The following is a 15545-nucleotide window of genomic DNA, read 5'->3' on the forward strand; positions in this document are numbered from 1 at the left end:
CGATCGTCACACATACGGTGACGTCGGGTATGCACCACAGCATAACGTCGACGACGAGAGGCCACCATGACCACCGAGGTCGATCCTGTCACCACGCTCGCGGCACCGCTGACGTTGGCGTGCGGCCAGGTGCTGCCGAACCGCCTCATGAAAGCCGCGTTGAGCGAGGGCCTCGGCACCAGGACCCACAGCCCCGACGTTCGCCTCGAACGCCTGTACACGCGCTGGGGCGCGGGCGGTTACGGTCTCGTTCTCACCGGCAACGTCATGGTCGACCGTCACCACATCGGTGAACCCGGGAACGTGGTGATCGAGGACGACCGCGACCTCGACGGCCTGACCCGGTGGGCCAAGTCCGCCCGCGACGGCGGCTCCCCGATCTGGATGCAACTCAATCACCCCGGCCGCCAGGCCAATCCGATGGCAACCCGGTCCAAGCCGATCGCCCCGTCGGCGATCGCCCCCGGCATCCCCGGCATCCCGGCGCCGCGCGCCATGACGGAGTACGAGATTCGTGGCATCGTCGAGCGATTCGCGACCGCAGCACTCGTCGCCGAGTCCGCCGGATTCGACGGCGTCCAGATCCACGGGGCACACGGCTACCTCGTCTCGCAGTTCCTCTCACCGTCGGCCAACCGACGTGACGACCGATGGGGTGGCAGTCTCGACAACCGCATGCGGTTCGTACTCGAGGTGGTCCGCGCCATCCGCACAGCCGTGTCCCCCGGCTTCGCCGTCGGCATCAAGCTCAACTCGGCGGACTTCCAGCGGGGCGGATTCGGTGAGGAAGAGTCACGTCTCGTCGTCGAACATCTGGCCGACGAACACATCGATCTGATCGAGATCAGCGGTGGAACCTACGAGTCGCCCGCGATGATGGGCCGGTCGGTGGCCGAGAGTACGCGTCGGCGTGAGGCGTATTTCCTGGATTACGCTCGCGAGGTCCGCGCTGCCGCGGGCGACGTTCCGCTTGCGGTCACCGGCGGTTTCCGCACGCGGTCGGCGATGGGCGCTGCCGTGGCGTCGGGAGAATGCGACGTCGTCGGTCTCGGGCGGCCCGCCGCTGTCACACCCGACGCAGGCAACGCGCTGCTCCGAGACGGCGCCGACAGCGTTGTGTCGCCGGCAATCGGCCTCGGGTTGCCGCGCAAGTACGCCAAACCACTCGACGGCGCCCTGGACCTGCAATGGCACACCGACCAGCTGCACCTGATCGGCGCAGGATCCGAACCGGATCCGAACCGATCCGTGTGGCGCACCGCGGTGCGGACTCTGCAGCGCAACGGGCTCGACGCCTTCCGCAGCAGGCGCAGCGGAAGCCGGTAGCGGGGTGAATCGCGAGTAGTCAGTCGACGTACTGATGTTTGTCGCGTCGAAGTGCAGGACGATATGGCCATGCAACCCGAATACGACGCATGGCCGTCACTTCCGGTGGACTCGTGGATCGAGACCCGCGACACCGTTCAGCTCTGGACCCAGATCGTCGGTAAGACGCGGATGGCGCTCGGCCCGGCCGTCAATCATTGGTGGGGTGTGCCCCTGTACGTCGACGCCCGCGGCCTGACGACGTCGCTGATGCCCGTCGGCGATCGAGGGCTCGAGATCAGGTTCGACTTCCTCGCTCACGACCTGATCTTCGAGGTCACCGACGGCCGCACGCGCCGCATGAAGCTGGAACCGCGCACCGTCGCGGACTTCTACTCCGAGTACACCGCGCACCTCGACGCGTTGAGCATCGACGTCGACATCGTCGGAACGCCGGTGGAGTTGCCCGACGCGACGCCGTTCGCCGAGGACACCGTGCACGGTTCCTACGACGCGGAGGCGGTGTCGGCGTTCTGGCGTTCGCTCGTCAGCGCGCACTCGGTGTTCTCCGCGTTCCGGGCCGATTTCCGCGGCAAGTCGAGCCCAGTTCATTTCTTCTGGGGTGCGTTCGACCTGGCGGTCACGCGATTCTCCGGCCGACCAGCGCCCACTCATCCCGGCGGTATCCCCAACTGCCCGGACTGGGTGATGCACGAGGCGTACAGCGACGAGGTCTCCAGCGCCGGGTACTGGCCGGGTGGGGCGGAGGAAGGCGTCTTCTACGCCTACGCCTACCCCCATCCCGACGGGTACGACACCCACCCTGCCGTCGAGGCGCCGGCGCACTGGGACTCCGCACTCGGGGAGTACGTCCTGCCGTACCACCTCGTTCGCCAGTCGGACGACCCCGCGGCCACGGTGCGCCGGTTCCTCGAGCAGACTCATTGCGCTGCCGTGGAGACCGCCGGTTGGTGACGGGGTGAAAGGCAGACCGCGTGGGTTTCGCCTGCCGGTGCTCCGCCGAGAACGTGGGTGAGCGCCGCCGCGATGACCTCGTGGTCGGAGCCGGTCCAGCGTTCGTCGCGCTGGCGTCGGTACTGCGACCACGACGGCACGCGGAACTGTTCGAGAATCAGCTCCGGGTTGTCGAGGCTGCGATACAAGCGCCAGGAGAACGCTCCGGTGCGTCGACGTGAACGCCCGACTCCTGCCATGGCTGCGGTGAACGCGTCCCGTTCGGAGTCCTCGACCGTGTAGGACACCGTGATCTGCACTGGTCCGTCGTCCGGTTCCGGTTCGAACACCACCGTCGGTGTCGGCCAGGCGCTGGACACGGTCCGATCGAGGGTTCCGGTGTCCGGCAGCAGCGGCAGCAGGGCCACGCTGGCGGCGACGATCACGAGCAGTGCCGTCGCCACCAGCGCGGCGTCGACGAGACCGATGGTCGACGCCACCCACCCCCAGACCAGGGATCCGGCGGCCTGCGATCCCATGAACACCAACAGATAGACCGACATCGCCCGAGCGCGGACCCAATGCGCGACCGACAGCTGGATGGCCGCGTTCAGTGCGGTCAGCGTCGTGATCCACGCGATACCGGCCAGCACGAGACCCGGGATCACCACCCACATCGGCAACCACACGAGGGCGGCGGTTCCCGCGCCGTACGCCAGAGCCGACACGACGAGAAGGGTGTTGGCGGACCACCGGGCTCGCAGCGCAGGTGTCAGGGCGACGCCTGCCACCGCCCCGACGCCCAGCACGCCGAGCAGTGCGCCGTATCCCATTGCGCCCAGGTCCAGAACGGACGCCGCGATGGACGGAAGGAGCGCCCACAGAGCCGACGCGGGAAAGGCGAACAGTGCCGAGCGGACGATGATCCGTCGGATTATCGGGCCGGAGCGGACGTACCGAAGGCCGGTCAGCAGTGACTCTCCGAGTCGCTCCCGGCCGGACGTGTCCGTGCGGGGACGCTTCCACCCGAGCAGCGCTCCGACGACGGCCAGGAACGACAGCGCGTTGAGACCGAAGACGAACGTCGGCCCGGCGAACGCGACGAGAACGCCTGCGACAGCCGGACCGATGGCGCGAGCTGCATTCACGGTGACACTTCCCAGTGCGGACGCGGCTGGAATCTGATCCCGCGGAACCAATTCAGGCTGGATCGCCTGCCACGCCGGAGCCGACAGCGACGTCCAACACCCGAGGACGAAGGTCGACGCCAGCAGACCGATCGGCGTCAGCGCGTCCGTCCAGGCCAGGACCGTGAGAACCCCGGCCGTGACACTCGACGCGACGCCGATCACGAGAAGCAGGATCCGACGATCCAGTGCGTCGGCGAGGACTCCCGCGAACAGCGCCAGCAGCAACGTCGGGGCGAGGCTCGCGGTCTGCACCGAGGCGATCACCGTCGTAGACGCGCTCCGTTCGACGAGGAACCACTGCGCCCCGACGGTCTGCATCCAACCGCCGATGTTGGACACGAGCTGAGCGAGAAACAGCATGCGATACAGAGAATTTCGCAGCGGCGCCCACGCGGAACTCTCGGGTGCGGACACGGCCGTCTCCCCAGTCGCCCCAGTCGCCCCAGTCACCCCAGTCACCCCAGTTCCGCCAACCAGTCCGTGAACCTCTGCCACCCGATCTCCGGGTACTTGCGGCGCAGACCGTCGATGTTCGCGTCGTACCCGGTATCGGTCAGGAACTGGAACATCGCGCGCATGTCCGGCGACGAGATCGCGGCGGCGTCGTACGAGTGCGCGGTGACGGTGGTGCCGAGGGCCGCCCCGAGCGCAGCGGCCATCTGGGCGGGGGTCGGATCGTCGGATGCCAGATCGATTCGGGCGCCGAGGAATCGGGACGGATCGGACAACACGAGCGCGACGAATCGACCGAGATCGCGGCGGGACATCTGCTGCAACGGGGTGTCCACCGGTAGCGGTAAGTCGAGTCGTCCACGTCGAACGTCCTCGATGCCGCCGAGCATGTTGTCGTAGAAGTAGGTGGGGCCGACGATGGTGAACGGCACGGTGGACGCTCGCAGAATCGCTTCCGTCCTGGCCTTCGTCTCGAAGTGCGGTATTCCCGTGGATCGATCCGCGTCGGCAACGGACGAGAACACGACGTGGGGAACGTTCGCGGCCACCAGTGCGTCGACGAGTGCCTGCCCCTGGGCGATCTCCGCCTCCGGTCCGTCCTCGAACGGAGTGGTCATCGCGAACACGCCGGCCACACCGGTGAACGCGTCGGTTGTCGCGGACCGATCGGTGATGTCCGCTTTCCTGATCTCCACACCCCGCTGCTGGAGTGCGTCGGTGCGGGCGGACACTCGCCGTACCAGAGCTCGGACCGGAATGCCCCGTTCCAGAAGGGCGTCCACGACAGCCCCTCCCTGACCTCCGGTTGCTCCCACGACTGCACAAGGCTTGCTCATACTCGTCACACTGCCGTGCCCGTGCAGTTCGGTCATCAGTCGTGCGACTGAACTCAGCGCAGAGCATTACCCAAATCGGGCGCTCTCTCGATCAACTGACGCGCATCCCTGGCCGTCACGACGCCGTTGCACACCTCAGCGTACTCGCTCATGGCGCACGAGGCCTGCGACCAGTACCGCTCGTGCTCGGGTGTCACCCAGGCCAGGCGATGCACCTTCCTGGCCAGTTCCTCCAATTTGTCCACCCGCGGTGGCAGACCGTTGCACCGGCCGTCGCCGACGATCAGGACCGAGGTGCGCGAGGTGACCTTGGAGCCGTGCGTCGTCAGCAGTTCCTCGAGCGTGCGTCCGTAATCGCTGCTCGCCTCCAGATCCAGCTCGGGTGCTGCCAGAACCGATGCGAGCGCGTCGTCACCGGTACTGCGCGCCAGCAGGTCCGTCACGTCGACCGGGTTGTCCACGAAGGCGAGGACCGTGCACCTGCTGGTCCGATGCCGCATCGCCTGCGCGAGCCGCAGAGTGAACGCGGTGATCGGGCGCACCGACAACGAGACGTCGGCGAGAACGAGGAGTCGAACCCGTTCCGGCACAGGCTTGTCCACCATCAGATGGAAAGGAACCCCGTCGGTTCTCATGCTCGCCCGGACCGTCCGACGCATGTTCAGTCGCCCGTTCGTGGCTTCGCGCGGCCGAGGCCGCGGTGTACCGCGCATGCGGCGCAGCACTTCTCGGCATGCATCGTTCACGTCGGCGCGCGACGGGATGTCGGAATCGGGCGAGTCGGACGCCGTCGCCGTATCGCGTGAGGTACCGGCGCGATCCTGGCCGGAGATCGCGTCGACGAACGCTTCCACCGCGTCGACCAACTTCTCGAGTTGCGCCGCGGTCAACGGTTCTCCGTCACCCTGGTCACCGTAGAGCGAGTGGGGGTCGTAGGCGTCGAGCCAACGGAGAATGCCCTCCGGGTCGTCCCATGTCAGCGTCCCCTGCGAGATCATCGCCTGCGCCGACGACAGGTCGCCGACGGTCGCGGAGTCGGCGCGGTCGACGTCCACGGTGAACGACACGCCCCTTCTGCCGCTGTCGTTCTCGGTGTCGACGGCCAGGTTGGAGTCCGCACCGGTGATGGACAGGTCGTCGTCGTCCTTGTGCGGGTTGAATCCTTTGTCCGCCTCGGGAGTGTCGAAGAAGTCACCGACTTCGGCTGCATTCTCGTTGTAGTCCGCGTAGCGGCCGGTGTCCTTGTCGTCGTTCGAGATCTCGAGGGTAGTAGGCGCCCCGTCGGCACCCGAATCACGCGTCGGCCGATGCTCGTCCAGAACGGCAACCGGCCGGGGGTGGAACAGCCGGTCGAAGGCGGCGTCGAATCCGTCCTGCTCGTAACTGTACTTGGCGCACGTCGCACGCAACGCGGACTCGAGGGTCCTCAGGTCACCGGCACCGACGAGACCGAGAACCCGTCGCACTTCGATCACTTCGGCGGGCGACGCCGACACGCCGTGCCGACGCAGCAGGCGGCCGAACACCGCCGCGACGACGTCGAGTACGTACGCCGGTGTACTTCGAGGAGCGAGACCGGACACGGCACTCACTTCTTTCTGATTCCGAACCCACTGCCGGTCGAGCGCGGGTCGCGGCCGCCGGTACCTCGGAAGGCCGCGGTGGTGGTGTTGGGCGGCCGGGAGGCGACGCTCGCGCGCGGCTCGTCGGCTGTCTCGGGTTCCGGTGTCTGCGCTCGACCACGAACCAGCTCGACGTCGCTTCCGTACTTGAGAAGAGCTGCCAGCAGGATCTCTCGCGTGCGTTCGGTGTCGTGATCCTTCAGGATCATCGCGGCGCGGGCTGCATCGATGACCTCGGAGACCGATGGACTCTTGCGCAGCGGGAGTTCCCTCAGGGACCTGGCGAGTTCGACGACGTCGGCGACGGTGGCGTCCTCCACTTCGGGGGCCCGGGAGGACACGATCTCACGTTCCCGTTCGGGCGTCGGGTAGCCGACGGAGAAGTGCAGGCAGCGACGTTTCAACGCGGCGGACAGTTCGCGAGTGTCGTTGGAGGTGAGGATGACCCACGGGTCGGTCCTCGCCGCGAAGGTTCCGACCTCCGGGATGGTGATCTGCTTCTCGGCGAGGATCTCGAGGAGCATCGCCTCCATGGACTCCTCGGTCCGGTCGACCTCGTCGATGAGAAGTACGACGGGTTCCTCGGACAGGATGGCGTCGAGGAGTGGCCGCACCGCAAGGAACTTCTCGGAGTACAGCCCGAAATCCGTGTCCGCCAGTATCTGCGACGCTTCCGCGGTGCTCTCGACTGCCGCGAGTTCGGAGCCGATGCGATCGCGCAGCATCTGTACGTGCAGAAGCTGTTTGGCGTAGTCCCATTCGTAGAGGGCGCGATTGTCGTCCAGTCCCTCGTAGCACTGCAACCGCACCAGCCTGCGCCCGCCTGCGACGGCGAGCGCTTTGGCCAGTTCGGTCTTGCCGACACCGGCCGGCCCTTCGAGCAGCAGTGGTCGATCCAGGGCGATCGCGAGATGGACTACGACGGCGAGATCGTCACCCGAGATGTATCCCGTTTCGCGAAGACCGTCACGGACGGTGTCCGCACTGGTCGAGAAGATCGGTTCACTGCATGCCTCCAGGCCGGCCGATGTCATGGTGGTTCTCTCCTGCGCTCAGTAAGCCTTGTTGATGGCGTGATCGACGACGGGGATCATGGAGTCGACGGTGACCTCGCGGGGGTTGCCGGGGGTGCACCAGTCTCCCTGGATGTGCTCGGAAATCTTGAGCACCGTCTTCTCGTCGCCGGGGATGACCTCGCCGCGTCCGGTGTACTTGCCGGTGTTCATGCGGTTCTTGTCGTAGAGCCTGGTGTTGACCTCACCGAAGTTGTCGGGAATGCCGACGTCTTTCGCGAGGCGAATCGCGGCTTCCACGGCAGCGTCGGCCGCCTGCACCGTCGTCAGGTTGCGGGTGTCCACGCCGAGAGCGCCTGCCATCTGTGCGTAACGCTCGTACCGCGAGGGCAGGTTGTACTCCCACACACGGGGCAGGGCGATGGCGTTGTTCAGGCCGTGGTGCGAGTCGAAGTAGGCACTGACCGCGTGCGAGATGGAGTGCACGATGCCCAGACCACCGGAGTTGAACGCCTGTCCGGCGATGTACTGCGCGTTCATCATTCCCTCGCGGGCCTTCAGGTTGCGCGGTTCGTACACGGCCTCGCGGAGGTTCTTGGCCACGAGTTCCACCGAGTACAGAGCGTTGCCGAGAGACGGCGCGAAGTCCAACCGGGAGACGAAAGGCTCACTGCCGTGGGCCAACACGTCGAACCCGCAGTAGGCGGTGAAGTGCTGCGGGCAGGTGTAGTACAGCAGCGGATCGTCGATGGCGACGGTGACGATCGATGCCTCGTCGAACGCGACCCACTTGTGCGGGTTGTCCATGTCCGACGTGTCGGTGATCACGTACGCCCAGGACGTCTCCGAACCGGTTCCGGCGGTGGTGGATACCGCGATGTGAGGAGGGTTCTCCTTGTTGGTGGATTTGGCGAAGCCCTCGAACTCGTTGATGTTGCGTCCGTCGTGAGCGATCACGATGCGAGCGCCCTTGGCTGCGTCGTGGCTCGAGCCACCACCGACGGAGATGATGCTGTCGCACTTCTCCTTCTGGTAGAGGGCAGCAGCGTCCATGACGTTGTAGTCCTTGGGGTTCGACTCGACCTTGTCGTACAGGACGACCTCGACACCCTGGTACTCGATCTTGCCGATGAGTTCCTCGATGATCCCCGAACCGCGGAGGCCGGTGGTGACGAGCAACGAGCGCTTGAATCCGAGGTTCTTCGCCTCGACGCCGATGATGTCGTGTGCGCCCACTCCGAGAAGTGCGCGTGGGAAGGGGTGGAATTCCTTGATCGGGAAATCCCAGATCTGGTTGAGCTCGATTGCCATCGGATCCTCCTGGTGAGTCGGTGTGACTACGCTCACTCTGAGGGTTCGACGTGATCGGCGACAAGGGATTTCACCCCGAACCACCCGTCCGCTGAACCGAACTACCCGATCGGTCAGGTCACGGTGCTGCCCGGTCGATCATCCCCCGCAGTTCGTGACGCTTGCTGACTCCGAGCTTCGGATACACGTGATATAGGTGCGAGCCGATCGTCCGTGGTGACAGGTGCAGCTGCTCGCCGATCTGACGGTTCGTCAACCCTTCCGCGGCGAGAGTCGCGATGTGCTGTTCCTGAGCCGTCAGTGACGCCCACCCGTCCGTCGCCGTCGGCGTCGATCCGCGAGATCCCCCGGCTGCCCGCAGTTCCGCCCGGGCGATGTCCGCGAACGTCCGCGCGCCGACGGACTCGAAAGTATCCAACGCCGCTGCCAGGTGCGGCCTGGCCTCGGTCGGACGGCGGTTGCGGCGCAGCCATTCCCCGTAGTGGAGCTGAGCGCGTGCACGCTCGACCGGCCACCGATGACCGTCCGGATCGAGAACTGCCGTCCGGTAATGACGTTCGGCACCGCGAGTGGTTTCGCTCACCAGCGCGGCGGCCAAGTGCCGGAGCAACCTGATTCTTGCCGGTGGCTTCGACCCGATCGCACGCCCGATGGCCGTCACGAACCGCCTGGCCGACGCCTGCTGCCCGCTTCGGGCACCCGCCCACGCCAGGTCCGCGATTCCCAGCACCGATTGAATACTGTGCACCGGCGTGCCGTCGTCCTCGAACACACTGCGCAAACGCTCGTACGCACCCGCGAAATCACCGTTCACACAGGCGAGGAACGAACGGGCCCGCGTCAGATCGACCGTCAGCGCACCGTTCGCCCTCGGCTCGAACAGCGTCGCCGCCCGCGCGAGGTGTCCTTTCGCGACGTCCAGGTTGCCGCGGTGCGATTCGATCGTCCCGCGGTGGATTTCCACGCTGGCGTCGACGAGTGCCATCCTGCCCACTGCCGCCACCTCGGACGCCTCGTCGGCAGCTTTGTCCACCTCGCTCCACCGGCCGGTGTCGATCAGGGCACCGAGGAACGCAGCCATTCCCATCGCGCCGGCACCGAGACTTCCTACTTCACGCAGAGATTCGATGCCGCGTCCGAAGTAGGACAGGGCGTCGACACTGTTCTCGCTGAGGTACGCCCTCGTCCCTTCCGCCAGCAGATACGAGATCTTCGCCGCGATCGACGAGGTCTCGTCCAGGGTTTCGTGGGCCTCCGCTCCGAGGGTGCTCGTCGAGTACTCGGCAATCAGCTGCCGCACTGCTTCTTTCGCCGCGTCCGGCATCGGCGACAGAAGGTCGCGTCCTTCCGAGGAAAGCTCACCAGGGGCGCTCGGTGCGGGAATCGCCTCGGCGAGACGGGCCAGCGCTGTTCTGCGCCACTCGCCACCGCTGAAATGAGCAGCACCGAGTGCGGTGAACAGCAGTGCCAGGACCAGACTTTCGTCCGTCGGCGTGTACTCCGCGAACGTGCGGCGCACCACGTCGAACGCTTCGTCCGGTTTGGCGGTCTGCAACAGAATCGACGCGGTCGGAAGCGCTGCGGCACTCCGAATCTCGGGCGAGACCGTTGCTCGGCGAACCTGAGCGGCCAACGACAGTCCCCACTGCGGATCGCCCGCCATGTAGGCGGCGTGCGCGGCACTGGCGTATCGCAATGCCGCTTTGTCCGGGGCCGGAGAGATCTGCGCAGCCCGTTCCAACGCACGTGCCACCTCGAAGAATCCTCCTCGGCGGTGGGACAGCTCGGCGGCGCCTTCCAGTTCCGCGGCCACCGATTCGTCCAGGCCGTCCGCGGCCGCAGCACGGTGCCACGCTCGGCACGGCGGATCGTCGACCAATCGAGCCGCGAAATCCTCGTGTGCGGCGCGGCGCTGATCCACACTGCAACCGGAATAGGCTGCGGCGCGCACCAGCGGGTGCGTGAAATGTACGGCGCGGCCGTCGATCACGACGAGACCGGAGTGTTCCGCTTCCCTCCACACCGACAGATCACTGCCGAACCCTGCAGCCGCGGTGATGACGTCCAAGGATTCGTATCCGGATCCGGACGCCGCGTAGAGCAACAACTTTCGCGTCGGCGGTGTCAGATCGGCAATCCGAAGGGAGAACAGCGACTGCACCCGCCGAACCCGGTCGTCGCTGGTACCGGCCGACAGGTCGACGCCCGACCGGACGACGGCACGGCTGAACTCGATGATCGCGAGAGGATTTCCCTCGGCCTGACGGATGATCTCGAGCCGCGCGGAGCGAGACGGCGTCGTGGGCTGACGGTCCAACAGCGCAGCCGACTCGGCGGCGGTGAGGTTCGGAACCTCGGCTGCCGCGACACCGGGATCGACGCCGTCGGGAATCCGGTGCCCCCGCGCACTGCACAATGTGGTCATCGGCCCGGCCACCCGCCTGACCGCGTACACGACGATGTCGAGCGAATCCCGGTCGAGGAGGTGCGCGTCGTCGAGAAGCAGGACGAGAGGTGACTCCTCGGCGAGCACTTCCAGGAGGTGGAGTACCGCGTGCCTGCAGGCGTACATGTCGACCATCGCGGGCAACGGCGCACGGCCCAGCATCTCGTCGAGTGGGGTTCGAACCGCCTCGGGTAGACGGTCGACGAACGCCATGACCGGCCACAACAACTGCTGAAGTCCGGAGAACATCTGCTGCGTCTCGGCGTCCACGCCCGACGCCTGCAGCACTCGAACACCGGCGTCCTCGGCGACGGCACGCGCATGCCGGAGAAGAGTGCTCTTCCCGATCCCGGCCTCCCCCAGCAGCCAGAACATCCGATCACCCGCGCCGGGATCCGTCACCATGCGAGTGATCGACGCAGCCAGCGCGTCTCGCCCGACCAGCGCCCCGGCGAGCGGGTGTTCCGCAGTCATCGAGCACCGCCCGTAGTTGTAGCAACAATCTGTCGTTCACATTGTGACACCGCCGCGCCTGTCGTACGACGTTCGCATAGCCACCCACGGCGGCGCATACCCGTTGTGTTCGAACATATGTTCGATTACACTTGGGGCATGGGAATGCAGGGGGGCACGACCAGAGAGGTTCGCGCAGCTGCCGATGCAGCTGCGGCGACGGCGCTGTCCTCGCTTGCAGATGCCCGCCGGGCCGAGAACAGGTGCGCTGCCGCGGTGGTCCGTTCGGTACACGACTTGACCGAACTCAGATTCGCAACGGAGATGGACGTACATCACTCAGGAGAGGACGAAGCCGACATCGCGTTGGCCAGGCGCACGGTCGAATGCGAGGCCGCCGTCGCATTGTCCCTCTCCCGCATGATGACGCGTGACCTGTTGACCGTCGGTGCGCAACTCGCGTGGCGCCTACCTCGGGTCTCCGCAGCCTTCGGCGAGGGCGACTTGGACTACCCACGCGCCCGGGCAATCGCACTCACCTTGGAGAAGGCAAGCGACACCACGGTCGCGGCGTTGGAGGAGTCCATACTGTCGGCCGCGCTGCGCATGAACACCAGAGCACTCGAGGAGAACATCTGGCGAGCCTGGTTCGAGCACGACGCCGCCGAAGCCTCCGCCGCTCAGAAAGCAACCGAATCCGAGGAGCGCTGCGCCGAGGTGAAGCGAGGCGATGACGGTACGGCCACCCTCATTGCCAGGATGTCCACTCTCGAAGGCGCGGAATGCAACTCAGTTCTGGAAGAATCGATCGGGACAGTGTGCTCCCGTGATCCGCGGACCAAGAAGCAGCTCCGAGGATTCGCACTGCTGGCTCTCTTCCACCGCGAGGACTACATCCTCTGCACCTGCGGTCGAGCAGAGTGCCCTGTCCGCAGCACCGAGCGAGTCCACAAGGATCGTCGCCCCCACCTGCTCCAGATCATGATCGACATCAAGACACTGCTGGGGCTGACCAACGAACCCGCGACCCTCGGAGACGGAACCGTTCTCGACCCTGAAATCGCACGACACATCGCCGGCAGTGCCGAGTGGCAGATCCTGCTGACCGAACTTCTCGACGCCGCGCACCACGCGACCGCTGCAACCGATCGCACCGCCGAAGCCCGGGTCGAGTCCGACGATGCCTCGCCGCAACACAACACCGACGGCAACGACGGCAACGACGGCAACGACGGGGACAGCGATACCGACGGCCCCGGTGACTCGGGTGGCCCTGGTGTTCCGTCCGACCCTGATGTTCCGTCCGGTCCTGTACCGCGGGTAACTTCGGGCGGCGGCGCGTCGGAAGGTCCGCGCGCTGTGCGGCTGCTGCGCCGTGGCAAGATCCGGTCGGCAGCTCCGCTGCCTTCACGGGAATCCGCTTCCGCCAACAGAACAACGTCGTCGAAGGGCCGACACCGCGACATCGATCTGTCGAAGTACATACAGGACTTCCTGTCCGCGTCGGCGCAGGATTCATCGTTGACCCGCGGAGTACACCCCGACGGCCATGGCGGTTTCCTCGAGCCGCCACCTGGCGCGCTGACGTACAGGCCGTCGGCCGAGCTTGTCGCACTCACGCGAGCTACGCACTGCACGTGCACATTTCCTGGGTGCAGTGTGCCGTCCGAACGGTGCGAGATCGACCACGTCGTACCGTTCGACCACAACGATCCCATCGCAGGCGGATGGACCGTTCGATCCAACCTGCAGCCTCTGTGCAAATACCACCATCAAGCGAAAACACTGAAGCTGTGGACCGCTGCGGTATTGGCCGGCGACGCGATCTACTGGGTGTCGACGTCGGGCCTGCGCCACATCACACCGTCGACCTTCGGGACAGTCGTGGTGCCTGCGACGTTCCGACATACATCGAAACACCGCATGCGGCCTGAATCGTGGATATGGAACTCGGACCGAGAGAGCGGCATGGGCTACGTCGTCGACCCATGCGATCTGGACGACTCGGCGCACCCCATGTCCGCCGACAGAGCAGACGCTGCAGCGACGCTGGAGCGGGTGCCCTCCGACGCACTGTACGAGCCGACATGGTGGGAGATGCACATCTCCGTCACCGATTCGACGTGGTCGAAGGTCGCCAACATGAATTCTCCGATGGCCGACGGCACCATTCGCATACCCTCGCTCGGCGACATCGCGCGGATGACCGACACCCAGGACCGGGAGGATGCCACGTTCATTCGGCGCATGTTCGTCGAGCATCGAACGGTCATCGCAGCCCGAGAAACACGAAACTACCGGGCGCCCTTCTGAAAGCTCTGCGCTCGGGACGCTAGATGATCGTGCCGACGTCCTCGGTGACCAGTCGGTCGAGGGCGCGTTCCGCGATGGCTGCGATGGTCATCGACGGGTTGCAGGCGGCCGCATTGCCGGGGAGAAGCGCCCCGTCGAGAACGTACAGTCCACGCTGCCCGAGGACACGACCTTCGAGATCGCACACCGAACCCATGTTGGCGCCGCCGAGTGGATGCCACGTGGTCGGCACGAGGGCGTTGGTGTCGGTGAGTACACCCGACGGACCGGCCAACCGGTGTGCAGCCGGCCCGATCTTCGACAACTGAATACCCGAGTCACCCTCCCACGGCCACCGCAGTACCGCATCGTCGACGGCACTGTCGTACACGAATCTTCCGCGTCCCTCGCTCACGCCGTACCCGACCATCGTCGTACTTCGGCCGTCCAGTCCGAGCGGCGGGAACGACGCCTGGATGATCGTGAAGGCAGCATTCGGATCGTCCCACTGCAAGCTCCCGTAGACGACGGGTCCTCCCTGCTGCGGTCCGAACCCGTTCACGATGTCGGTCCACACGTAGATGCGGTCTGCGTTGGTACCCCATCCTTCGCCGAGAGCATCCGGCATGTCGGGGATACGCCCCGACGCGGACGCCCGCAGCAGCAACTTGGTGGTGTTGGTGCTTCCCGCGGCCATCACCAGCGTGTCGGTCGTCAGAATCTTGTTCTCGAGCACCACACCCGACGGGTCCGTTCGGTCGACGTAGAGGGTCCACCTGCCGTCGGGCGCCCTCTCCACGTCCCTGACCTCGTGCAGGACTTCCACGGTGACGAGTCCCGTCGCCTCGGCCGCGGCGATGTAGGTGACGTCGACCGAGTTCTTGCCACCGTTGTTCACCCCGAGAGCGCCGTCGCCGTTGGTGTAGGACGGTGCCATTTCTCCGCGCAGTTCTGCGAGGGCGTAGTTCCAGTCGATCGGCATCGGAATCTTCGATACCGGAAATCCCTCACGCTCCGCGTTCCGGGCGAACACTCGCGCTGCCTGGTAGTTGGGACTGTCGATCAGTTCGTCCGGTGCGGTGGCCAGCCCGAGCATGCGTGCCACGCGCGGGTAGTGCACGCGGTCGAGGGTCTTCCAGTCGAGGCCGTCCGGGAAATTGGCGTCGAAGACGTGTTCCGCGGGTTGCAGTGTCATTCCCTGGTAGACGAGTGACCCGCCTCCGACGCCGGCCGCACACAGCGCCGTCATGTTGTCTCCGACGACGGCCTCGAGGAGACCGGCGTACGGATCGAAGGCGACCGGTCTCCCGAAGAGCTGCGGGTTGGACCTGTGCCACAGAATGCGTTTGTCCGGGTTGGCCGCGTGCGGGAACGTCTCGGCGTTCGGGCCGGTCGGCCAGCGCATTCCACGCTCGAGCACCGTCACCGGCACACCGGCCTCCGCCAATCGAAGCGAGGCGACGCCGCCGCCGAATCCGGACCCCACGACGACGACGCGGTGGTCCTCTCGAACGAGAGGCACCCGGTTCACCCTCGAGCGGGCACCGGCCCGGCCACCTCCCAGTGCGGCGCCCGCAACAGCGACCCCCGCCCCGGTCAAGAACGTTCTTCGACTCACAGTCGGCAACGAGCCCACCCCCACCCCGGCGGAAACGACAGCCCCTTCACAC

General features: G+C 66.1%; 10 protein-coding genes. 3 read left to right on the top strand and 7 right to left on the bottom strand.

Features of this window, described 5'->3' with window-relative positions; genetic code table 11:
• Positions 1-66: 66 nt before the first annotated feature.
• Positions 67-1326 (top strand): NADH:flavin oxidoreductase/NADH oxidase family protein, encoded by a 1260-nt coding sequence (locus tag CH289_RS10660; protein ID WP_033189246.1) that lies wholly within the window; start codon positions 67-69, stop codon positions 1324-1326.
• A gap of 69 nt (positions 1327-1395) precedes the next feature.
• Positions 1396-2280: a DUF5996 family protein gene (locus tag CH289_RS10665; protein ID WP_033189547.1), complete on the top strand. Its 885-nt coding sequence runs from the start codon at positions 1396-1398 to the stop codon at positions 2278-2280.
• Here the strand turns inward: CH289_RS10665 and CH289_RS10670 are convergent.
• From CH289_RS10670 to CH289_RS10695, 6 genes are all read right to left on the bottom strand, one after another.
• Positions 2247-3863: an MFS transporter gene (locus tag CH289_RS10670; protein WP_254924981.1), complete on the bottom strand. Its 1617-nt coding sequence runs from the start codon at positions 3861-3863 to the stop codon at positions 2247-2249. The two genes, CH289_RS10665 and CH289_RS10670, sit on opposite strands and share 34 nt — an antisense overlap.
• 41 nt (positions 3864-3904) lie before the next feature.
• Positions 3905-4738, bottom strand: coding sequence for an NmrA/HSCARG family protein (locus CH289_RS10675; protein WP_033189545.1), 834 nt, complete (start codon positions 4736-4738; stop codon positions 3905-3907).
• A 53-nt stretch (positions 4739-4791) separates the two neighbouring features.
• On the bottom strand, positions 4792-6330 hold the full coding sequence (madC, locus tag CH289_RS10680) for a MadC family VWA domain-containing protein (protein ID WP_019663707.1): 1539 nt from the start codon (positions 6328-6330) through the stop codon (positions 4792-4794).
• Positions 6327-7394, bottom strand: coding sequence for a MadB family AAA-type ATPase (locus tag CH289_RS10685; RefSeq protein WP_019663708.1), 1068 nt, complete (start codon positions 7392-7394; stop codon positions 6327-6329). The genes madC and CH289_RS10685 overlap by 4 nt, the downstream gene beginning before the upstream one ends.
• Before the next feature lie 18 nt (positions 7395-7412).
• The gene (gene mdo, locus CH289_RS10690; protein WP_019663709.1) at positions 7413-8684 is read right to left on the bottom strand and encodes an NDMA-dependent methanol dehydrogenase; all 1272 of its coding nucleotides are present in this window, start codon (positions 8682-8684) and stop codon (positions 7413-7415) included.
• Between the two features lie 118 nt (positions 8685-8802).
• A complete protein-coding gene (locus CH289_RS10695) occupies positions 8803-11604 on the bottom strand; it encodes an AAA family ATPase (RefSeq protein WP_094727877.1) in 2802 nt (933 codons plus the stop codon).
• A 138-nt stretch (positions 11605-11742) separates the two neighbouring features.
• On the opposite strand from CH289_RS10695, the gene CH289_RS10700 reads away from it, so the two are divergent.
• Positions 11743-13896 carry an HNH endonuclease signature motif containing protein gene (locus CH289_RS10700; RefSeq protein ID WP_179276787.1) on the top strand — a complete coding sequence of 718 codons (2154 nt, stop codon included), beginning with the start codon at positions 11743-11745 and terminating at the stop codon, positions 13894-13896.
• Positions 13897-13915: 19 nt separating this feature from the next.
• Here CH289_RS10700 and CH289_RS10705 read toward each other — a convergent pair whose 3' ends face one another.
• Positions 13916-15502 (bottom strand): GMC oxidoreductase, encoded by a 1587-nt coding sequence (locus tag CH289_RS10705; protein WP_170947621.1) that lies wholly within the window; start codon positions 15500-15502, stop codon positions 13916-13918.
• Positions 15503-15545: the final 43 nt, after the last annotated feature.

Origin of the sequence: Rhodococcus sp. RS1C4, assembly GCF_002258225.1 — a bacterium.
Lineage (GTDB): Bacteria > Actinomycetota > Actinomycetes > Mycobacteriales > Mycobacteriaceae > Rhodococcoides > Rhodococcoides fascians_E.